The organism is Rhodococcus sp. 24CO (genome assembly GCF_050586165.1).
In the GTDB taxonomy this organism is placed as follows: domain Bacteria; phylum Actinomycetota; class Actinomycetes; order Mycobacteriales; family Mycobacteriaceae; genus Rhodococcus_F.
Genome location: NZ_JAZFNF010000002.1, coordinates 493307 through 512356 on the forward strand (window position 1 = coordinate 493307; position 19050 = coordinate 512356).

Sequence of the window (19050 nt, forward strand, 5' to 3'; positions counted from 1 at the left end):
CACATTTACCAAGCAAATGCTTACGATCGGGTCATGGTGGACATCGATCTGACGGCCCGCGCTGCAGTTGTCGGCAGATCCCAACCGCTCCGCGGCATCCTCGAAACTCCCGACACTCCGGGCCCGTGGCCGGGTGTGGTGATGATTCACGAGGCCTTCGGGCTCGACGACGTCATGCGGAGGCAAGCGCAGCGCCTCGCTGCCGCCGGCTTTCTGACGTTGGCCGTAGATCTGTACAGCGCGGGTGGGACGAGACGTTGTCTCGTACCGACCATGACGGCGATGCTGCGTGGCCAGGGGCGGGCATTTGCCGACATCGAGGTCGCACGAAACTGGCTGGTCGAATCCGTAGACTGCACCGGAAAGATCGGAGTCATCGGATTTTGTATGGGCGGCGGGTTCGCTCTGATCAGCGCCGAAGATTTTGACGCCGCTTCGGTCAACTACGGTCAGCTACCTCGAAAACTTGATGCGGCAGTGGCAGATTCATGTCCGCTGGTGGGTAGCTTCGGCGGTAAGGACGTCACCTTGCGGGGTGCGGCGGTGAAACTGGAAACCGCCCTGAACAAGGCCGGCGTCGAACACGACATCAAGGAATATCCGACGGCCGGGCACGCGTTTCTCAACGACGCCGAAGCTGGCCCCAAGGTGCTGCGTCCACTGGAACGAATCCTCGGGATGGGACCTGATCCCGTTGCGGCAGAAGATGCCTGGCGGAGAATAGACTCATTCTTCGGTCGTCATCTGCGCTAGATCAACGGCGGCTAGATCAACGACTTGTTCGTTCTCCGCCGTTGACCGCGATGACCTGCCCGGTGATCTGTCCGGCGCCCGCCGAGGCCAGGAAGAAGACTGCGGCAGCGACGTCTTCCGGGGTGCCGGCGCGCTTGGTGCTCGTGGATTCGATCAGCGCCTCCCGTCGAGCGTCGGTAAGAACGTCCCGGAAGAATTCGGTGTCGGCGATGTAGCCGGGAGAAACTATGTTCGCGGTGATTCCGTGTGGGCCCAATTCGGCGGCCAGGTCGATATTCCAGGTTGCAACAGCAGCTTTGGCGGCGCCGTAAGCGCCCGCGCCTTTGTCTGCGGCGATGGATCCGATGGTGATGACACGGCCACCGGGGGTGAGGCGATCGCGGACGGCAGCAGTGGTCAGAACCGCCGACAGCAGGTTGGAATCGAGATTGGCTCGCCATCCGGCGGCCAAGGTATCGAGATCCGACGGTGCGTCTCGATCGAAGTCCGTGTTACCGCCCGCACAATGCACTACGACGTCGACGATTGCCGGAAGTGTGTCTTGTAGCCGCTTCAGATCTTTCGGGTCGGAGTTGTCGCAGGTTATTGCGTGAACGTTCGAGCCCAGTTCGCGTGCCGTCTGCTCGAGCGGTCCGGTGCGCCGTCCTGTGATGAACACTGTGTCGCCATCCTGAGCGAACGCGGAGGCAACGGCGCGCCCGATGCCTGTTCCGCCGCCCGTGACCAGAACTGTGCGTGTCATGTCTACCTCCAGTGAGTTACGTTTAGGTCTATACGAGAACGTATCATTTAGATCTAAATGAGGTGTGATGTGGCTGGTGGATTAGACCCTGACGACGATGTCGACGCGATTGCCTTGGCTTGGTTGCGTGAGCGTCCGGGAACCCGGGTCGAGGGCATCGGCATTGTGACCAGGCTGTGGGCGTGCGCAAAACTCCTCGGTGAGGACCGACGGCGAATCCTTGCCGATGCGGGCGCGGACACGGCGACGCTCGATCTGTTGAGCGTTTTGCGGAGATCCGGGGAGCCGTATCGATTGACCACCCGTCAGATCACCGAACGGACCGGGGTGACCGCAGGCGCAATCTCGCAGAGGTTGGCCCGGGCGGAAGCGGCCGGTTTTGTGGAGCGATCGCCGGCGAAGGTGGGATCGAGGGTTGTCGACGTGTCGCTGACGGCAGCCGGGCACGAGGTGGTGGAGCAGTTGGTCGACCGTGTGCTCGGTCGCGAGGCTGACTTGGTTTCGGTGTTGTCTGCTTCGCAGCAAACGCAACTCGCGGAGTTGTTGCGAATATTCCTCGAAGGACTGCATGGCGAACTGGGGGACCCTGGTGCAATGCACGTCGGAGCCCCTGGACAACTCAGTTAATGATGATTATCTTAATTTGATCATTGGCTGACAGCCCAGGAGGCACCGTGACCGACCGTTTTCCGCAAGTAGAGCTGGCCGACGTGCCCGAGGATATCGCTGCCAAAATCCTTGCTGTTCAGGAAAAATCAGGGTTCGTGCCCAATGTGTTCTTGATGTTCGCGCGTCGTCCGGCAGAGTTTCGGGCCTTCTTCGATTACCACGACGCGATCATGCTCAAGGAAGGCTCGGCGCTCACCAAGGGTGATCGCGAAATGATCGTCACCACGATCTCGGCAGCCAACAAATGCACGTACTGTGTGGTCGCACACGGTGCGATCCTCCGAATCTACGAAAAGAAGCCGCTGGTTGCCGATCAGGTGGCAGTGAACTATCGAACAGCGGACATCTCCGATCGTCAGCGGGCGATGCTCGACTTCGCAACCAAGGTCAACTCCGCTTCGCATGAGATCTACGATGCGGATTTCGAGGCGTTGCACAAGCACGGCTTCGGTGACGAGGATGCCTGGGACATCGCTGCTGTTACCGCGTTCTTCGGCCTGAGCAACAGAATGGCCAGTTTCTCGGGGATGATGCCGAATCCGGAGTTCTATCTGATGGGCCGGGTGGCCCGTTCCTGAATTGGTAATGCACAGCAAAAGGCCCGTAGGTTGCTTGCGCAACCTACGGGCCTTTGCTTTGTAGCGGGGACAGGATTTGAACCTGCGACCTCTGGGTTATGAGCCCAGCGAGCTACCGAGCTGCTCCACCCCGCGTCGGTGTGAAACCAACCTTACACCACAAAAGTGGGTGCAATTACCAACCCCCGTTCGGGCCTCGTTCAGGCTCCGGTGTGGGTGCTCTCCGCGTAGTACCCGCGGATGTGACCGGTGATCCGTTCGCGTGCCAACTCGGGATCTCCGGCCTGCACGGCGTCGACTATTCCGCGGTGTTCGTGGCGGAGCCGGCAGCATGTGGTCGGCCAGGAATCGAGGTTCACTCCGGAGAGGACGTACGCCTCGATGGATTCGCGTAGCCCCGTCATCATCGCCGCGACAACCTGGTTGCCGGCAGCGTCCGCCAGTGCAACGTGGAATTGTGCGTCGAGGATCAGGAACTCGTGTGCGCTGAGATCAAGGTTGTCCATGGAGTCGAGTAATTCGACGGCGGCTCCCAGATCGGGAGTGGGTTGTGTTCGCGCAAGTTCCTGCATGACCTCGGCCTCGAGTACCAGTCGTGTTTTCACGACGTCTGATACCGGAAACCCTTGTGCGGCAACTTGCATCCGCATCAGCATGGTCATGCCGCCGGTCGGGCGGGCGACGATCATCGCACCGGAGGTCGGGCCGGATCCCGTCTGGGCTTTGAGTAGTCCGAGTGCTTCCATGACGCGCAGAGCCTCACGTACCGATGATCGACCGACGCCGAGTTCGGCCGCCAGAATGCGCTCACCAGGAAGCCGCTGACCCGGGACAACTTCTCCCGAGGTCAGCCGCTTCTCCAGGTGCGTCAGTACTTGTTCCCACGCGCGTGGACTCGAATCGGAGGGCATGAGCCAAGAGCCTAGGTGGCGCCTACGGGAGCATCCACGACAGGACCGGTGTGGATTGCAGATACACGAGCGTGCACAAGACGAGCAGCATGACGAGGCTGTATCCGATGACCTTGCGCAACAGGATGGGCTCGCTGCCTACCTGGCCGACTGCAGTTGCCGCGATCGTCAAGTTTTGCGGGCTGACCAGCTTTCCTACGACGCCACCCGATGTATTTGCGGCAACCAAGAGTGTCGGATCGATACCCGCGGTTTGTCCCGCAACCTGCTGCAGCTTGGCGAACAGGGCGTTTGCGGAGGTGTCGGAACCGGTCACGGCTGTACCGAGCCAGCCGAGCATCGGGGAGAAGAAGGCAAATGCAGCGCCGGTGCCGGCCAGCCAGGTGCCGATCGAGACGGTCTGTCCGGATTGGTTCATGACGTAGCTCAAGCCGAGCACAGTGGCGACTGTTGCGATAGCTAGACGCATCTTGACGACTGTTGTGCCGAAGGTGATCAGCGATTGCCGGGCGGTCAACGGGAATCGTCCGCCGTGAGTCCAGAAGCCGTAAACAGCTGTGACGATGATGCCGCAGATCAGGAGCAGCGTGCCGGGGTTCGACAGCCAAGAGAACGTGTAGATCGCGCTCGACGAGGGAGTTCCCGTGTCGGTCAGCAGATTTCCGTACAGTCCCGGCCATTCGACCTTGCGATCGGTCTTGCTCAGCCAGGCTGGAAGGTCGAACCCGGCGGTCCAGAGCTTGGCGACGCCGAAGACCACGACTACGAGAAGATAAGGGAAGAGTGCCAGGAAGGTTCTTGACGGACTGAGCTTTTCGGGCTCGACCTTGGAACGCTGATCGTCGGGAGTGGCGGGATGCCAGAAGCGCAGCATCACGACCGCAGCCGCGAGGCCGGCGAGAGATGCGACCACGTCGGTCAATTCGTACGAGAAGTGACTCGAGCACCAGAACTGCGCGAGGGCAAAGACGGCGCCGGTGACCAGTGCGATGGGCCAGACCTGCTTCATTCCGCGTTTTCCGTCAACCAGGAACAGGAGCAGAAGCGGTACGAACAGTGCCAGAATCGGAGTCTGACGACCGACGACGGCTGCGATCTCGGTAGCGGGAATGCCCGTCAGGTTACCGGCGGTCGTGATCGGAATTGCCATGGCGCCGAAGGCAACCGGTGCAGTATTGGCAACCAGGACGGTCACCGCCGCGCGGATCGGCGGCATTCCCAGTGCGATGAGCATGGCGCCGGTAATGGCGACGGGCGCTCCGAAACCTGCGAGCGCTTCGAGCATTCCGCCGAAGCAGAATGCGATGAGCATTGCCTGTACGCGCATGTCGCCACGACCGACAGTGTTGAAGACGCGCCTCAGGTCTTCGAAACGTCCACTGACGACCGTCAATTCGTAGAACCAGATGGCTGTGACCACGATCCACATGACCGGAAAGAGCCCGAAGGTGATGCCCTGGAGAGCTGAGAGTGCTGTCAGTGACGTGGGCATGTCGAAGCCGACGACAGCCACAATCGCTGCAACTGCCAGCGCGCCGAGTCCGGAGTACCAGGCTTTGAGCTTGAAGCCGGTCAGAAGGACGAAGAACGTCGCCAGGGGAAGTAGCCCGACGAGCGCCGACGCGGTCAACGACCCGCCGATCGCGGTAGTGGACGGTGTGAAACTCACCGCGAGTAGCTCGGTAGCCACTGGTATCTCCTGACAGGCGGTCTGAATGACGGTTTGTGTGGTCGGACCACAGGAACGTACACCATGACCCGGCTCACAATCGAGCATTGTGTGGATTTTTTGTTTTTTCGGGGTATTCGGGTTCCTCGTGGCGCTGACCGTGCTTTACTGTGGTCTGACCACACCGAAAGATTGCGGAGATCACATGCGAGTAGCGCTGTTCGCCACCTGTATCGGAGACACGATGTTTCCTGATGCGGCCAAGGCCACCGCCCTCCTGCTCACCCGTCTCGGGCACGACGTCGTGTTTCCTCCCGGGCAGACCTGCTGCGGGCAGATGCACGTCAACACCGGCTATCAGCCCGGTGCACTGCCGCTGGTCGCGAACTACGCCGATACGTTCGGCGACACGTCGATCGACGCGGTTGTTGCGCCGTCGGGATCGTGTGTGGGCTCGGTCCGGCATCAGCACGAGGTTGTCGCCGAGCGCTACGGCACAGCGTCACTGTGTGGGCAAGTGCAGACGGTGAAAGCTAAAACGTACGAACTCTCCGAATTCCTCGTCGACGTTCTGGGTGTCACCGATGTCGGCGCGTACTTCCCACACCGGGTCACCTATCACCCGACTTGCCACTCGCTGCGCATGCTGCGAGTAGGCGACAAGCCGCTGCAGTTGCTGCGCAACGTTCGCGACATCGATCTGGTGGAACTCCCCGAAGCAGATTCCTGCTGCGGATTCGGCGGCACGTTTGCCATCAAGAATGCCGAGACGTCGACGGCCATGTTGGCCGACAAGATTCGCCATGTGGCCGACACCGGTGCCGAGTTCTGCAGCGCCGGTGATTCCTCCTGCCTGATGCATATCGGCGGCGGAATGTCGCGACTGCAGATGGGCACCAAGACCATTCACCTCGCGGAGATTCTGGCATCGGTGGAAAGCCGGGTGCACGCATGAGCGCAGTGACGTTGGGTCTGCCCAGCTTCCCCCCGAGATCCCCCGAAGGTGCGGGATTCCTGCGCGGAACCGAAAAGTTCCCCGTCGCAGCGCATCACGAGCTGGCAAATGCGCAACTGCGTCGCAATATAGGCAAGGCCACACACACCATCCGTGCCAAGCGCCTCAATGTCACCGGTGAGCTTCCGGACTGGGAAGAGTTGCGCGATGCCGGATCTGCGATCAAGACCGATGTCATGGCACGGTTGCCTGAACTCCTCGAACAGTTCGAAGCTGCGGTCATCGCTCGCGGCGGACACGTTCACTGGGCGGCAGATGCCAACGAGGCCAACGCTATTGTGACCGAGCTCGTCAAAGCCACCGGCTCCGATGAGGTCATCAAGGTCAAATCGATGGCAACGCAGGAGATCGGACTCAACGAATACCTGGAAAACCAGGGCATTCTGGCGTACGAGACCGATCTTGCGGAATTGATCGTCCAACTCGGCCACGACAAACCGTCGCACATCCTGGTTCCTGCGATCCATCGCAATCGATCTGAAATTCGGGAGATCTTCCTGCGTGAGATGCCCGATGTGGACCCCGATCTCGGGGACAATCCGGCCGATCTTGCGGCAGCCGCGCGAAAGTTCCTGCGCCACAAGTTCATGACCACCCCGGTGGCTATCTCCGGTGCAAACTTCGGGATCGCGGATACCGGCACGCTCACCGTCGTGGAGTCCGAGGGCAACGGACGTATGTGCCTGACGCTGCCGAAAACTCTGATCACCGTGATGGGCATCGAGAAGATCCTGCCGACATATCAGGATCTCGAGGTGTTCCTCCAACTTCTCCCGCGATCCTCGACGGGTGAGCGTATGAACCCGTACACCTCGATGTGGACCGGCGTCACGCCCGGTGACGGCCCACAGGAGTTTCACCTTGTGCTGCTCGACAACGGCCGTACCGCGGCCTTGGCCGACAAGATCGGCCGCGAAGCGCTCAACTGCATTCGGTGCTCGGCCTGCCTCAACGTGTGCCCTGTCTACGAACGCACGGGAGGACACGCTTACGGATCAACGTATCCGGGACCGATCGGTGCAGTGCTCACACCCCAGCTGGCCGGAATGCACGGCAAGGACGACCCCAACTCGACGCTTCCCTTTGCTTCGAGCCTGTGCGGTGCGTGCTTCGACGCGTGCCCGGTCAAGATCGACATCCCCTCGCTGCTTGTCGAATTGAGGCACCAGAAGGTGGAACAGGCCGGTGTGACGGCTGAATCGGTGGCGATGAAAGCAGCGTCGTTTGCGATGTCCTCGTCGAGGCGCTGGACCGCTGCGCAGAAGGCAGCTGGGCTGGGCCGCATAGTGGCCGGCAAGAAGGGCAAGATTTCGACGCTTCCGCCACCGCTGAACGGCTGGACTGCGGCCAGGGATATCCCGGCACCGCCCAAGCAAACGTTTCGATCCTGGTGGGACTCCGATGAAGGCCGAGCGGCACTGGATGAGGCTCGTCGTGACGGGAAGGCAGGCAAATGAATTCACGCGAAGTGGTGCTCGGACGCATCCGTGACGCCATCACACTGGCTCCGGCTCGCGACGCCGAAATCCCGCGCCATTACCGCACCGGCAGAAGCTTGCCCGATGCCGAGCGCATCGAACTTCTTGTCGACCGTTTGGTGGACTACAAGGCGCATGTCCACCAGTGCAGCGCATCGGATATCGCGGAAAAGATCAACGATATTCTCGCCGCGAACGATCTGAAAACAGTGGGCATACCGGCCGGCCTCGACCGCTCCTGGCTTGTCGGCTTCGGCGGCGAATTGGTGATCGACAGCTCCGAAGTGCCGGCGCCCGAGCTCGAGAGACTGGACGCGGTAGTTACCGGGTCAAGAGTGTCCTGCGCTGAGACCGGCACCATTTTTCTCGATGCCGGTCCGGATCAAGGGCGTCGCGCGTTGACTCTGGTGCCCGACACCCACATTTGCGTCGTAGATGCCGCAAGCGTGGAAGTGGGTGTGCCCGAGGCGATGACAAAGCTGACCCCCGAGCGGCCCACCACCATGATCAGCGGGCCGTCGGCGACCTCGGATATCGAACTCGAACGTGTCGAAGGTGTTCACGGCCCACGAAATCTGCATGTCGTGATCGTCGACTGATGAAGGTGTCAGTCGAGGTTGCCGAACCTTCCCTCGACAGCCGCGGCATCGATCGCGTCGCGTAGCCGTGGGCAGCTGCGGATCGCGGCGATGTCGTGCGTCTCCGTAGCGGGGACGCCGAGTTCGGTGCACTTGGACAGCGTCGCCGCGTCCCACTGCACCGTTGTGTGGTGCCAACTGAACTTCTCCACCACAACCTCAGCCGAGCATGTCCCGCAGGTGATCTGAACAGCCTCGCTCACTGACGTGCTGCCATGTTGTCGGCGACCTCTTGTCGCCACGACTCGACGGGACGTGTGGTGTCGAGTTCGTATTCGAAGCGGGCCACCATGTCCGGGGTGATGTCGGCGACGTCGACGTAGAACTGCTCGTACCAACGGCGAAGCTGGTACACCGGACCGTCCTGTTCGCAGAGGAGTGGATTGTCGATGCGTGCCTTGTTCTTCCAGATCTCGACGTCCTGCTCGAAACCGGTGCTGATGAACCCGCTCATGCTCTCGGCCATGCTGGTCGCCGCTTCACCGTCGAGATGTTCGGAGTTCTTGACGATCACGCCGTATGTCAACACGAAACTGTTTTCGTCGATCGGGTAGTGGCAGTTGAGGAGAACCGACTCGATATCGAAGTTCTCGTAGTGGTATGTCAACTCGTCGATCATGAACGACGGGCCGTAATACGCTGCCGAAGAACTATTTCCGGACAGTTTCGGTTCACCGGCCGCGGCGGGCCGACGAAAATCGTCCCGACCAACGCCGTTCATGTACTGAGCAGCGACGTGGCCTTCGAAGACATTCTTGAAGTACGTGGGAAATGACTTGTGGATGTAGAAGAAATGAGCCATGTCGACGTTGTTGTCGATGAGTTCACGGCAGTTCGTGTTGACGACGATCTGCTTGAAGCCCTTCCAATCCGTCCACTCGTCGGACAGGGCGCCGAGAATGCGCGGCGGTGCTACCTCGGGCGGCGGCGGGTTACCCTCGGGGTCGTTGTAGACGAACAGCATTCCGTCCTGATCGAGCGTCGGCCAGGAGCGCGTTCGGGCCAGCGGAGGTACGCGGCGGGCGTAGGGGATGCCGGTGCATTTGCCGTTGCCGCCCCAACGCCAGTCGTGGAACGGGCACGCTACAGAGTCACCCTTGACCTCACCTTGCGACAGATCGCCACCCATGTGGCGGCAGTAGGCGTCCAGCACCTTCAGATCACCACTCTCGCCGGCAAAGACGACCAGCTTGGTTCCGAAAGCGTTGATGGAGTGCGGTTTTCCGTCGTTGAATTCGCGAGATAGGCCAAGGCAGTGCCAGCCGCGAGCGAATCGGGTGGGGGCGTCGCCGGCCTGAATCTCGCGGATAGCGTCGTCTGAGTCGGGTACTGATGTTGTCATTGGTGAGGCTCCTTTGGTCGAATGCTGGTTGGGTGAATGCGTGATCAGCCAGTGACGTGGGCCGCGTTACCGCTCAGCCCGATGACGTCCCATCTTGACGCGAATCGTCCACGTGATTCCTTTCGTCATCTTTGTCAGTGAGCGCCGTACTCGAATCAGTAAGCCAAAGGCTGTGGATGGAGAGTCGGTGCATCTCGGCCATTGAGATGGAGCAGGTCACACGGCTGCTGCTAGGTCGTCAGCGGCCTTTCTGACCAGTGGCGTGACTCGGTCGAGATGAACCTTCTCAGCCTCGCCCGCGACACACAGCGACACCACCGCACCGTCGGGAGTTCTTATCGCGCAACCCAAGCTGGAGATTCTTCCGGAACCGAACCCCGTGACCCTCCCGGTCGATTGATAGGCGATGCCGTGCGACGTACGAATACGTGCAAGTTCGGCGTGCAGGGCATCCAATTCTCGAGGGTCGTCGGAAGGTACAGCAGCAAGGTTTCTCTCGATCATCGGATCGACTTCTTCCGGGGAAAGCAGAGCCAGCATGGAACGCCCACCCGCGCCGCGGTGCGCGGGAAATCGTGCACCGACGCGTGAGCGCAACGCGGCGGCGAGCGGTCCACCCATCTTGTCCAGAAAGTACTCGTGTCCACCGTGGAGAACACCGAGATGAATCACCATGCCGGTGCGCAGATAGAGCTCGCGAATGATGTCGTTGGCCGCAATACGCACATGCGCTTGCGCCACTTCCGGGCCGACCGTGCCCAGCGCCCGAGGGCCGAGGCGGTACGCACGATCGTGTCGCATGAGCCAATCCAGTTCGACCATCTCCAGGAGAATCCGGTGGGTAGTCGATCGCGGCAAACCGGTCCGCAGTGCCAGTTCTTCGAGGTTGAGCCGCTCGTGCGGTGAGGTGTATGCATCGACAATCGACGTCACGCGAGCCAACATGGATTCTCGGGTAGCTCGCCTGACCTTGGAGGTTGTGACCGTTCCATTCACGACTTTGGTGTCCTCAACTGCGTCGGAGGCAGGGAGTATCCCGCCACTCGTTGACAACAGTGACGGTGATGCAGGACACATTCAAATGTCAGTCCCGGTGTTCGGAAGTCGTGCGCAAGGTGCGGCGCAGAGGACGTCGTCTCGACTTCCGTTTCCGCTCCCGTTGTCCGGGAATGGATGACCCTGTCTGTCACAGTCGCATTACCGTCCGTGGAATGACACAACTGTTGGCAGGCAAGGTCGTTTTCATCACCGGTGCAGCGCGGGGCCAGGGCCGCAATCATGCGATTCGACTCGCTCAGGAAGGCGCCGACGTCATCGCCGTCGACGTGTGCGCGTCCGTCTCTGAGGACGTGGGCTACGCAGCTGCAACCGAAGCTGACCTGGAAGAAACAGCGCGCCTCGTTCGAGCCGAGGGCCGCGAGATCGTTACCGCGGTCGCGGACGTGCGCAACCTCGAGGCTCTGCGCGGGGCAGTGGCGTCGGGCGTCGAGAAGTTCGGTCGCCTCGACGTCGTGATCGCCAACGCCGGTATCGCAACGTGGAACCGGTTCTGGGAGATGCCGGAAGAGCAGTGGTCGACGCTGGTGGACATCAATCTCAACGGTGTCTGGCGCACGATGGCGGCTGCGGTTCCCGCGATGATCGAGGCCGGCAACGGTGGCTCCATCGTGCTTGTCAGCAGCGCTGCCGGCGTTGCCGAAGCGCCCGGTTGCGCGCACTACTCGGCGGCCAAGCACGGCCTCGTGGGCTTGGCCCGCACTGCGGCAACGGAATTGGGCAGCTTCGACATTCGAGTCAACAGCATTCACCCGGGCGCAGTGGAGACCGAGATGGGCAACGATCCCAACGTCGGCAAGGTTCTCACGACCCATCCGGAGTACATGAATTCCTACAAGTGGCCCCTCACCTCCGTTCCGCGCACGACGGTCGAGGACATCTCCAATGCGGTGGTCTACCTCGCGACAGATCTCTCCCGCGCAGTCACCGGAACGAAGATCGTCATCGATATGGGTCAGACCATGGCGTAATCGCACTCAGAGCAGATTGAACTGCGCCACCTCGATGGTGTTTTCGACTGCTTCGGACAGTGTGCGGATACGTTCGTCGGCGCCTGGCGCGGTCAATATCGCCAGGCGGTCGGCGTCGCCCATCGGAATGCTGCGGGCCAGGGCGTACAGCCGCGAACCCAACGGATCCAAGGGAGACGGTGGGGCAGGCATTCGTGGAGTCTGTTCGCCGGCCCGCAGTGCAAGCTTTCCCAACATTCCGTACATGAACTCGATGCGCTCGAGCAAAGAGTCGTATTCGTAGGCTGTAACGGGTGTTCCGTTGTTCTCGTCGGGCCACAGTTCTACTTCTGCACGCGGATAAGGATCATCCGGTAGCCACTGTTCGACGCGAATACGGTCTTCCGTCCGGCAGTACAACTGATACCGCCCGGCACCCATCTCGACATGGGATTCTATGCGTGCCAGGGTGCCGACATCGTGGCGTGATTCCCCTCCGCCCACCTCGTGACCTCGAGCGATGAGGACAACTCCGAACAGTGGACCGTCGGCGGCCGCGAGAACGTTCTCGACCAGCGCCCGGTATCGGGGCTCGAAGATGTTGAGCGGCAGCAATTCACCCGGAAGCAACGCGGAGCCGAGCGGGAACATCGGGAAGATAGGCATCAGGGAATTCTCAACCTCGGAATCGGAGGGGCGGGGAAATCTCCGGGACGATCGATCTCTGCGATCAAATGCTCGGACCATGTCAGTAAACCTGCAATGTCGAGGTCGTGGGGACTTTCGATCTCGTAGTGCCTGATCCGATCGTGCCCCTGGGTCAGCAGTGACACCGCGCCGGTGGTGTTGCCGCGGAGCAAGTGTGTGAGCCCGACGGCAAGTTGGGCCATTCCCTGCCACAGATCGCGTTCCTCGGCGGGTGCGTTTTTCCACGTTCCTTCGAGAATCTCGTGTGCGTGAAACGGCATCCCGTGATCGAGGAGACGTTGTGCCTCGGTGATCGCCTCGTCCGGCGGTAGACGTACGTCGTCCGGAATTCGAGGAACACCTTCCGTGGAATCGTGGGGCAGTGGGCGCCCGAGACCGTCGCGCGGGCGTGCGTTGAGTGGCTTTCCGCCGACATCGCGGTCGCGTTCGGACATAAACTTCAGCCTAGCGGCAGCTCGTCGCAGTGCCTGCCAAAAGCTTTTTCGCGTTGTCTGTCGATTTGAGGAAGAACCGTTCGTCGTCATGTTGTAAGGCACGAAAGCCGGAAGAGAAACAACAGACCAGGGAGTTCAGCCATGAAGTACATGTTGCTCATCTACACCGCACCCGGCGGGGACACCGAACCTCAGTGCACGATGGAGGACTGGGAGATCTACGACAAGGAAATGAAGGAAGCTGGAATCTGGGTGTCCGGTGATGCTCTCGCCGACCTGACCACCACGACAACGGTTCGAGTCTCGCAGTCCGGAGAAAAGACCGTCACCGACGGACCCTTCGCTGAAACCCGCGAAATCCTCGGCGGCTACGACGTCATCGACGTTCCCGATCTGGATGCGGCGCTGGCCTGGGCCGCGCGGTGCCCCGGCGCGCGCGACGGTGGCAGCGTCGAGGTGCGTCCGCTGGCCGGGTTCGGGGACTGATTCGCCGTGGACGAGCAGGCCGAGAACTCCATCGAGTCAGTGTTCCGGGAGGAACGTGGACGACTCTTGGCCTCGCTCGTCCGCCGCTTCGGTGATCTGGATCTGGCCGAGGAAGTCACCTCCGATGCAATCGAGGCCGCGTTGGTGCATTGGCCGGTCGATGGAGTGCCGGCCAAACCCGGCGCCTGGCTGCTGACCACGGCGCGTCGCAAAGCCGTCGACAGGCTTCGTCGTGATCAGGCCTATGCGGCGCGACTGGCGGTGATGCAGGTGGACGCCGATCGTGCCGACCCGGCGCCGCCCGCCGTCGAGGGGGAACTTCCCGACGAGCGGTTGCAGCTGTTCTTCACCTGCTCACACCCAGCGCTGGCCGAGGACGACCGAATCGCACTCACCTTGCGTTGTCTCGGGGGGTTGACGACGCCCGAAGTTGCTCGGGCCTTCCTCGTGCCTTCGGCGACGATGGCGCAGCGGATTGTGCGGGCGAAGAAGAAGATCCGTCAGGCTCGGATTCCCTTCCGGACTCCCAGCGCCGAAGAACTCCCCGAGCGTCTGCCCGGTGTTCTACAGGTGATTTATTCGGTGTTCACCGAGGGGTACGCCGCCAGCTCGGGTCCGGATCTGCAACGCGTCGACTTGGCGGTAGAGGCAATCAGGCTGGCGAGGATCTTGCGCGCTTTGCTTCCCGATGAGCGCGAGATCGCCGGGTTGCTCGCGTTGATGCTTCTCGTGCATGCGCGCCGAGATGCCCGTACCGACGCTGGTGGCGGGATCGTGCTCCTCGAAGATCAGGATCGCGGGTGCTGGGACCAGCCGATGATCGAGGAAGGCAGCGACCTCGTCGTGGTCGCGTTGACGGGGGGAGCGCCGGGGCCGTACGGGGTGCAGGCTGCCATCGCCGCATTGCATGACGAGGCTGCGGATGTGCAGAGCACCGACTGGCCGCAGATCTGCGCGCTCTACGGAGTGCTCCTCACGTTGACTCCTTCGCCTGTCGTGGCCGTCAATCGGGCAGTTGCCTTGGCGATGCGCGACGGCGAGGAGGTCGGGCTGGCAGCGTTGGAGGAACTGGCAGCGGAGCCCAAACTTGCCGACTACCACCCGTATCACCTTGCACGTGCCGAACTGCTCGCGCGGTTGGGGCGCACCGACGCGGCAATGTCTGCATACCGACGTGCGCTGAATTTGGTTGGTACAGAACCGGAGCGGGCCTACTTGGAGCGTCGGCTCGGTGAGATAGCGGAGTAGCTACTTCGGTGGTTGCCGGTACGACGGCCTTCCTTGCCCGACCCAGTGAATGCCGTCTGCATCGGGCACATATGGATCCGGGAGATAACAAGGGTAGAACTCGCCCACGTGCCAGGCGCCCGCAATAGACGCGGGCTCAGCAGTTCCGAATCCGGACCGGATTGTGGGCAGGTGCTCCCGCCACCCCACAAGTCGAGAATCGTCTCGTTGCCACACTCGCACAACCAACGTCATGATCGAATCTGCCCATTCCAGGCGTTCGATTTCGTACACACCGGTATCCCACGGGCGTTCCGACAGCATCATCGTCAAGGCTGACAGGAATTGCATGTCCCAGTCGGACTGTTCGGAATTGCCGTGCCGCTCGGTGGGCTCGAGGGGATCAGTCATCGCTCAGGTCGCGCCGACCATCCGTAAGGCCAGGTCTCCGTACAGCTTTCCGATGTCTTCCGGATCCGTGTAATTGCCGGCCGGGAACCAGCGGCACACATCGACGCACAGGGACATCAGTGCGAGTGTGACACCTTCTGCGTCGGGGATCGCGAAATCACCTGACTGGACTCCGGCATTGACGACTTCCCTGACCACTCGCGTCGTGCTGCGGCGAAGCGCGACGACGGTTCGGTAGTGCTCTGGTGTGAGTGCAGTGAGTTCGTATTGGACGACGCGAGCGAGTGAGTGGTGCCCGGCCTGCCAACTGGCGAAGGTGCTGATCAGTTCCTGCAAACGAACGGACGGTTCTTCACCAGGTCGGTCGGCGCCTTCGACCACCTTCAATGCTTCGGTGTGACCTTCGAAGCTGATTGCGAAAAGCAGCTCTTCTTTCGAGCGGTAGTGCGGGTACATGGCGGCGGGACTCATGTCGAGTCGTGCGGCGATGTCACGCGTGGTGGTGCCGCCGTAGCCCGCGGAGGCAAAAGCGTCCACGGCTGCCGCGCGGATACGGGCCGCAGCTTTGGAGGGGCTGATCACCACGTCAGGTGAATCGCTCACGGTTTCCTCCAGGTGTGACGGGTTTCGATGTTGACAATATCGCGCTCTCGAACCACTATAAGCAAGTGCTTAGATTCTAAGCGCTCGCTTAGATTGGTCGTCACGTGCGGGAACGCCGCACCGAAAGGAAGCAACTCGTCATGCGTCGCACTCTGTACGGACCCGATCACGAGGCATTTCGCGAATCTGCCCGCGAATTCGTCAACCGGAACATCCTTCCGGTCGCAGAGAAGCTGATCGACCAGCGCTTCATCGATCGTGAAATCTGGCTCGAAGCGGGACGCAACGGCTTCCTCGGGCTCGAGGTTCCAGAGGCATACGGCGGAAGCGAAGCCGGCGACTACCGCTTCAATGCGGTACTGGCAGAAGAACTCTCGCGCGCCAGTGCAGCTGTTGCCTCGAGCTTCGGCATTCACGCCGACGTTGTTGCTCCTTACCTCGTTCAGCTCACCACCGAAGAGCAGAAGCAGCGTTGGCTGCCCAAGTTCTGCACCGGCGAGATGCTGACCGCAATCGGCATGACCGAGCCTTCCGGCGGATCCGACCTCGCTTCGCTCAAGACTACTGCGGTCAAGGACGGCGACGACTGGATCATCAACGGCTCCAAGACCTTCATAACCAACGGCTACAACGCCGACCTCGTGATCGTCGCGGCCCGCACCAGCCCCGAGAAGAAGTCCAAGGGCATCACCCTCTTTGCCGTGGAAACCGGCATGGACGGTTTCGAGCGCGGACGCAAGCTCGACAAGGTCGGCCAGCACGAGTCCGATACCGCCGAACTGTTCTTCGAGAACGTTCGCGTGCCGTCCGCCAACATCATCGGTGAGATCGACCGCGGCTTCATCCACATGATGGAAATGCTGCCGCAGGAACGCGTCGGCGCTGCGGTGTCCAACATCGCGCACGCTGCTCCGATCCTCGAAGAGACGCTGCAATATGCCAAGGACCGCAAGGCTTTCGGTCAGCCCATCGGCTCGCTGCAGTGGAACAAATTCCTGCTCGCAGATTTGGTGACCCGAGTCGAGGTCACCCAGGCCTACGTCGACAACTGCGTCGCCGCCCATGCTGCCGGTGAGCTGACCGCCATCGACGCAGCCAAGGCGAAGTGGTGGACCGCACAGGTCCAGAACGAGGTGCTCGATCACTGTGTTCAATTGCACGGTGGCTACGGATACATGACCGAGTACCGCGCTGCCCGCGCCTGGATGGACGCTCGCGTCACCAAGATCTGGGCCGGATCCAACGAAATCATGAAGGAACTCATCGGCCGCGACCTCGGCCTGTAGTTTCGACCGCAAGCGCTGTTTTCCCCGAGCCCTACGACCACAGGAGCATCACCGCGTATGTCTGTTCTCGACAAGTTCTCTCTGACAGATCGAGTTGTCATCGTGACCGGTGCGTCGTCGGGTCTCGGGGTGGCATTTGCAAAAGCCGCAGCCGAGGCGGGAGCCGACGTGGTGCTCGCGGCCCGGCGCGTCGACAAGCTCGAAGACACCGCCAAGCTCGTGCGTGATGCAGGGCGTGAAGCATTGTGCGTGGCCACCGACATTGTCGATCCGGCACAGGCTCAGCACATGGTCGACGCGGCTATGGAGAAGTTCGGTCGCGTGGACGTACTCGTCAACAACGCCGGCGTCGGAACCGCGGTTCCGGCAACCCGTGAAACTCCCGACGAGTTTCGTTCCGTCATCGACATCAATCTCAACGGTTCGTACTGGGCTGCGCAGGCCTGCGGTCGTGTGATGCTGCCGGGCAGCTCCATCGTCAATATCTCGAGCATCCTCGGGTTGACCACCGCCGGGCTGCCGCAGGCCGCGTACGCAGCCAGCAAGGCAGGCATCGTCGGATTGACCCGCGACCTGGCTCAGCAGTGGGGAACCCGCAAGGGCATCCGCGTCAATGCCATCGCACCGGGATTCTTCAAGTCGGAAATGACCGACCAATACAACGACGGCTACTTGGACGCGATGGCTCCGCGCCTGATCCTCGGCCGCATGGGCGATCCGGAAGAGCTCGCGGCCACCATGGTGTGGCTCGCGTCCGAGGCAGGCGGATACGTCACCGGTCAGACCATCGCCGTCGACGGAGGAATCACCATCACCTGACGCCGATGCCGAGATGTCGCCGGCTTTGCCGTATAAGTAGCTGGTGACCTCTCGCGCCGAACCTCAGGAGAACTGGGAAGACCGTCCGCCACCATCCATGGCTGCGACGGAGCTTCTGCGTGACCTGCCGGTGACTGCCCGCGGCGTCCGGACCAGGGCTTCCTTGGTCGCAGCGGCTCGAACGGTGTTCGAGCGCGCAGGGTATCTCGATGCCCGTCTGACGGACATCACGAAAGAAGCGAACTGCTCCACGGGCACGTTCTACACGTACTTCGACAACAAAGAGCAGATCTTTGCCGCTGTCCTCGAAGTCGCGCAGGAAGACATGCTGCACCCCGGCATGGGTCGTGTCCGCGACGCAGACAATCCTTACGCTGTGCTCGAGTCGAGCAACCGCGCGTACCTGACGGCGTTTCAACGCAACGCCAAATTGATGGGTCTGCTCGAGCAGGTGTCGCAGATCGATCCGGCATTCGCGAAACTACGACGCGACCGCGGCGCAACCTTCATCACGCGCAATGCAAAAGCCATCGAACGGTTGCAGGCGGAAGGAAAGGCCGACACGTCGCTGGATCCGTTGTTGGCGTCGCGGGCACTCTCGTCGATGGTGAGTCGCTTCGCGTACAGCGTGTTCGTCTCCGAGGAACCGGGCTCAGACGGCAAGCCCGTGCGCTTCGAGGACGTAGTCCAGACCGCTACCCAGATTTGGGCAAACGCGCTCCAATTGCCTCGGTAACCGCCGCCTCAGCGGGTTCCGCGGGCGAACTCCGCTTCGAGATTCTGGCGCAGAGTTTCCTCACTGTTGCGGACCGCGTTCTCGATGAACGGACCCACGACGAGACCGAGAGCTTTGCCTGTCAGGCCGTCGGGCAGCTTGTAGGCAAAATCGACCGCCAACTCGGTTTTGGTGTCGTCTATCCGCGTGAATTCCCAGGTAGAGGAATTGGCGACATCTCCCAGCGACGAGAGTGTGATGATGCGGTCTTTCTCCCACTCGGTGATTTCGAGCTTCGAGCGGATGGTGCTCGGACCAATTTGGATGGCGGCGTCGAACGTTGCCCCCAGACCTTGATCGAAGCCCCCGTCGGGGTGGAACTCGGATACGCCGTACATCCAGTTCACGACATTCCGGTAGTCGTCAATATAGGCAAACGCGACGTCAACGGGTACGGCGGCAACCGCGGAATGGCGAACGTGGATCATGACTGGTCCCTTGTTTATCGGTGGACATCGACTGTAACCAATGACGGTGACATGTTCGGTGTCGGCGCAAGT

Annotated in this window: 23 protein-coding genes and 1 tRNA gene; 12 read left to right on the top strand and 12 right to left on the bottom strand. The window is 61.3% G+C overall.

Going from position 1 to position 19050, the window contains the following annotated elements:
* Positions 1-33 precede the first annotated feature (33 nt).
* On the top strand, positions 34-753 hold the full coding sequence (locus tag V2B23_RS06535; RefSeq protein WP_430949597.1) for a dienelactone hydrolase family protein: 720 nt from the start codon (positions 34-36) through the stop codon (positions 751-753).
* A gap of 16 nt (positions 754-769) precedes the next feature.
* Here the strand turns inward: V2B23_RS06535 and V2B23_RS06540 are convergent, their stop codons facing one another.
* Positions 770-1495 (bottom strand): SDR family NAD(P)-dependent oxidoreductase, encoded by a 726-nt coding sequence (locus V2B23_RS06540; protein ID WP_430949598.1) that lies wholly within the window; start codon positions 1493-1495, stop codon positions 770-772.
* 69 nt (positions 1496-1564) lie between these two features.
* On the opposite strand from V2B23_RS06540, the gene V2B23_RS06545 reads away from it, so the two are divergent.
* Positions 1565-2122, top strand: coding sequence for a MarR family winged helix-turn-helix transcriptional regulator (locus tag V2B23_RS06545; RefSeq protein ID WP_430949599.1), 558 nt, complete (start codon positions 1565-1567; stop codon positions 2120-2122).
* A gap of 47 nt (positions 2123-2169) precedes the next feature.
* The gene (locus V2B23_RS06550) at positions 2170-2742 is read left to right on the top strand and encodes a peroxidase-related enzyme (protein ID WP_430949600.1); all 573 of its coding nucleotides are present in this window, start codon (positions 2170-2172) and stop codon (positions 2740-2742) included.
* A 61-nt stretch (positions 2743-2803) separates the two neighbouring features.
* Here the strand turns inward: V2B23_RS06550 and V2B23_RS06555 are convergent.
* The 3 genes from V2B23_RS06555 to V2B23_RS06565 all read right to left on the bottom strand — a co-directional run bounded on the left by V2B23_RS06555 (position 2804) and on the right by V2B23_RS06565 (position 5343).
* Positions 2804-2877, bottom strand: a tRNA-Met gene (locus V2B23_RS06555).
* 65 nt (positions 2878-2942) lie between these two features.
* Positions 2943-3653 carry a FadR/GntR family transcriptional regulator gene (locus tag V2B23_RS06560; protein ID WP_430949601.1) on the bottom strand — a complete coding sequence of 237 codons (711 nt, stop codon included), beginning with the start codon at positions 3651-3653 and terminating at the stop codon, positions 2943-2945.
* A gap of 22 nt (positions 3654-3675) precedes the next feature.
* Positions 3676-5343, bottom strand: coding sequence for an L-lactate permease (locus V2B23_RS06565; protein ID WP_430949602.1), 1668 nt, complete (start codon positions 5341-5343; stop codon positions 3676-3678).
* A 184-nt stretch (positions 5344-5527) separates the two neighbouring features.
* Between V2B23_RS06565 and V2B23_RS06570 the strand changes: the two genes are divergently transcribed.
* Genes V2B23_RS06570 through V2B23_RS06580 form a run of 3 tightly spaced genes read left to right on the top strand, consistent with a single transcriptional unit; the run spans position 5528 to position 8414 of the window.
* Complete coding sequence (locus V2B23_RS06570) at positions 5528-6277, top strand: (Fe-S)-binding protein (RefSeq protein WP_430949603.1); 750 nt, start codon at positions 5528-5530, stop codon at positions 6275-6277.
* Positions 6274-7794: a LutB/LldF family L-lactate oxidation iron-sulfur protein gene (locus tag V2B23_RS06575; RefSeq protein WP_430949604.1), complete on the top strand. Its 1521-nt coding sequence runs from the start codon at positions 6274-6276 to the stop codon at positions 7792-7794. Before V2B23_RS06570 ends, V2B23_RS06575 begins: the two co-directional genes overlap by 4 nt.
* Positions 7791-8414, top strand: coding sequence for a LutC/YkgG family protein (locus V2B23_RS06580; RefSeq protein ID WP_430949605.1), 624 nt, complete (start codon positions 7791-7793; stop codon positions 8412-8414). Before V2B23_RS06575 ends, V2B23_RS06580 begins: the two co-directional genes overlap by 4 nt.
* Before the next feature lie 8 nt (positions 8415-8422).
* Here the strand turns inward: V2B23_RS06580 and V2B23_RS06585 are convergent, their stop codons facing one another.
* From V2B23_RS06585 to V2B23_RS06595, 3 genes are all read right to left on the bottom strand, one after another.
* Complete coding sequence (locus tag V2B23_RS06585) at positions 8423-8656, bottom strand: hypothetical protein (protein ID WP_430949606.1); 234 nt, start codon at positions 8654-8656, stop codon at positions 8423-8425.
* On the bottom strand, positions 8653-9795 hold the full coding sequence (locus V2B23_RS06590; RefSeq protein ID WP_430949607.1) for a Rieske 2Fe-2S domain-containing protein: 1143 nt from the start codon (positions 9793-9795) through the stop codon (positions 8653-8655). The genes V2B23_RS06585 and V2B23_RS06590 overlap by 4 nt, the downstream gene beginning before the upstream one ends.
* A 216-nt stretch (positions 9796-10011) precedes the next feature.
* Complete coding sequence (locus tag V2B23_RS06595) at positions 10012-10791, bottom strand: IclR family transcriptional regulator (RefSeq protein WP_187328638.1); 780 nt, start codon at positions 10789-10791, stop codon at positions 10012-10014.
* Between the two features lie 215 nt (positions 10792-11006).
* Here V2B23_RS06595 and V2B23_RS06600 point away from each other — a divergent pair, with 215 nt between their 5' ends.
* Positions 11007-11822, top strand: a complete 816-nt coding sequence (locus tag V2B23_RS06600; RefSeq protein WP_430949608.1) for a mycofactocin-coupled SDR family oxidoreductase — start codon at positions 11007-11009, stop codon at positions 11820-11822.
* Positions 11823-11828: 6 nt separating this feature from the next.
* Here V2B23_RS06600 and V2B23_RS06605 read toward each other — a convergent pair whose 3' ends face one another.
* Together V2B23_RS06605 and V2B23_RS06610 are read right to left on the bottom strand one after the other, a co-directional pair.
* Positions 11829-12467: an LON peptidase substrate-binding domain-containing protein gene (locus V2B23_RS06605; RefSeq protein ID WP_095887259.1), complete on the bottom strand. Its 639-nt coding sequence runs from the start codon at positions 12465-12467 to the stop codon at positions 11829-11831.
* Positions 12467-12943 (bottom strand): DUF309 domain-containing protein, encoded by a 477-nt coding sequence (locus tag V2B23_RS06610; RefSeq protein ID WP_430949609.1) that lies wholly within the window; start codon positions 12941-12943, stop codon positions 12467-12469. Before V2B23_RS06610 ends, V2B23_RS06605 begins: the two co-directional genes overlap by 1 nt.
* Positions 12944-13084: 141 nt before the next feature.
* Between V2B23_RS06610 and V2B23_RS06615 the strand changes: the two genes are divergently transcribed.
* Both V2B23_RS06615 and V2B23_RS06620 read left to right on the top strand, forming a co-directional pair.
* Positions 13085-13429, top strand: a complete 345-nt coding sequence (locus V2B23_RS06615; protein WP_430949610.1) for a YciI family protein — start codon at positions 13085-13087, stop codon at positions 13427-13429.
* Positions 13430-13435: 6 nt separating this feature from the next.
* Positions 13436-14677, top strand: a complete 1242-nt coding sequence (locus V2B23_RS06620; RefSeq protein WP_430949611.1) for an RNA polymerase sigma factor — start codon at positions 13436-13438, stop codon at positions 14675-14677.
* On the opposite strand, the gene V2B23_RS06625 is transcribed toward V2B23_RS06620, so the two are convergent.
* Both V2B23_RS06625 and V2B23_RS06630 read right to left on the bottom strand, forming a co-directional pair.
* A complete protein-coding gene (locus tag V2B23_RS06625; RefSeq protein ID WP_430949612.1) occupies positions 14678-15067 on the bottom strand; it encodes a hypothetical protein in 390 nt (129 codons plus the stop codon).
* Between the two features lie 3 nt (positions 15068-15070).
* A complete protein-coding gene (locus tag V2B23_RS06630) occupies positions 15071-15670 on the bottom strand; it encodes a TetR/AcrR family transcriptional regulator (protein WP_430949613.1) in 600 nt (199 codons plus the stop codon).
* Between the two features lie 140 nt (positions 15671-15810).
* Between V2B23_RS06630 and V2B23_RS06635 the strand changes: the two genes are divergently transcribed.
* From V2B23_RS06635 to V2B23_RS06645, 3 genes are all read left to right on the top strand, one after another.
* Entirely contained in the window at positions 15811-16956 is a 1146-nt protein-coding gene (locus V2B23_RS06635; RefSeq protein ID WP_092804239.1) for an acyl-CoA dehydrogenase family protein, read from the top strand.
* A 57-nt stretch (positions 16957-17013) separates the two neighbouring features.
* Positions 17014-17775, top strand: coding sequence for an SDR family NAD(P)-dependent oxidoreductase (locus tag V2B23_RS06640; RefSeq protein ID WP_430949614.1), 762 nt, complete (start codon positions 17014-17016; stop codon positions 17773-17775).
* Positions 17776-17872: 97 nt separating this feature from the next.
* Positions 17873-18511, top strand: a complete 639-nt coding sequence (locus V2B23_RS06645) for a TetR/AcrR family transcriptional regulator (RefSeq protein WP_430949747.1) — start codon at positions 17873-17875, stop codon at positions 18509-18511.
* 8 nt (positions 18512-18519) lie between these two features.
* On the opposite strand, the gene V2B23_RS06650 is transcribed toward V2B23_RS06645, so the two are convergent.
* Positions 18520-18978 (bottom strand): SRPBCC family protein, encoded by a 459-nt coding sequence (locus V2B23_RS06650; protein WP_430949615.1) that lies wholly within the window; start codon positions 18976-18978, stop codon positions 18520-18522.
* Positions 18979-19050: the final 72 nt, after the last annotated feature.

Excerpts from the sequence above, each read along its gene's own strand:
- V2B23_RS06535 (WP_430949597.1), top strand. The coding sequence starts at position 34 with ATGGTGGACATCGATCTGACGGCCCGCGCTGCAGTTGTCGGCAGATCC.
- V2B23_RS06540 (WP_430949598.1), bottom strand. The coding sequence starts at position 1,495 with ATGACACGCACAGTTCTGGTCACGGGCGGCGGAACAGGCATCGGGCGC.
- V2B23_RS06560 (WP_430949601.1), bottom strand. The coding sequence starts at position 3,653 with ATGCCCTCCGATTCGAGTCCACGCGCGTGGGAACAAGTACTGACGCAC.
- V2B23_RS06570 (WP_430949603.1), top strand. The coding sequence starts at position 5,528 with ATGCGAGTAGCGCTGTTCGCCACCTGTATCGGAGACACGATGTTTCCT.
- V2B23_RS06575 (WP_430949604.1), top strand. The coding sequence starts at position 6,274 with ATGAGCGCAGTGACGTTGGGTCTGCCCAGCTTCCCCCCGAGATCCCCC.
- V2B23_RS06580 (WP_430949605.1), top strand. The coding sequence starts at position 7,791 with ATGAATTCACGCGAAGTGGTGCTCGGACGCATCCGTGACGCCATCACA.
- V2B23_RS06590 (WP_430949607.1), bottom strand. The coding sequence starts at position 9,795 with ATGACAACATCAGTACCCGACTCAGACGACGCTATCCGCGAGATTCAG.
- V2B23_RS06600 (WP_430949608.1), top strand. The coding sequence starts at position 11,007 with ATGACACAACTGTTGGCAGGCAAGGTCGTTTTCATCACCGGTGCAGCG.
- V2B23_RS06605 (WP_095887259.1), bottom strand. The coding sequence starts at position 12,467 with ATGCCTATCTTCCCGATGTTCCCGCTCGGCTCCGCGTTGCTTCCGGGT.
- V2B23_RS06610 (WP_430949609.1), bottom strand. The coding sequence starts at position 12,943 with ATGTCCGAACGCGACCGCGATGTCGGCGGAAAGCCACTCAACGCACGC.
- V2B23_RS06615 (WP_430949610.1), top strand. The coding sequence starts at position 13,085 with ATGAAGTACATGTTGCTCATCTACACCGCACCCGGCGGGGACACCGAA.
- V2B23_RS06625 (WP_430949612.1), bottom strand. The coding sequence starts at position 15,067 with ATGACTGATCCCCTCGAGCCCACCGAGCGGCACGGCAATTCCGAACAG.
- V2B23_RS06635 (WP_092804239.1), top strand. The coding sequence starts at position 15,811 with ATGCGTCGCACTCTGTACGGACCCGATCACGAGGCATTTCGCGAATCT.
- V2B23_RS06640 (WP_430949614.1), top strand. The coding sequence starts at position 17,014 with ATGTCTGTTCTCGACAAGTTCTCTCTGACAGATCGAGTTGTCATCGTG.
- V2B23_RS06645 (WP_430949747.1), top strand. The coding sequence starts at position 17,873 with ATGGCTGCGACGGAGCTTCTGCGTGACCTGCCGGTGACTGCCCGCGGC.
- V2B23_RS06650 (WP_430949615.1), bottom strand. The coding sequence starts at position 18,978 with ATGATCCACGTTCGCCATTCCGCGGTTGCCGCCGTACCCGTTGACGTC.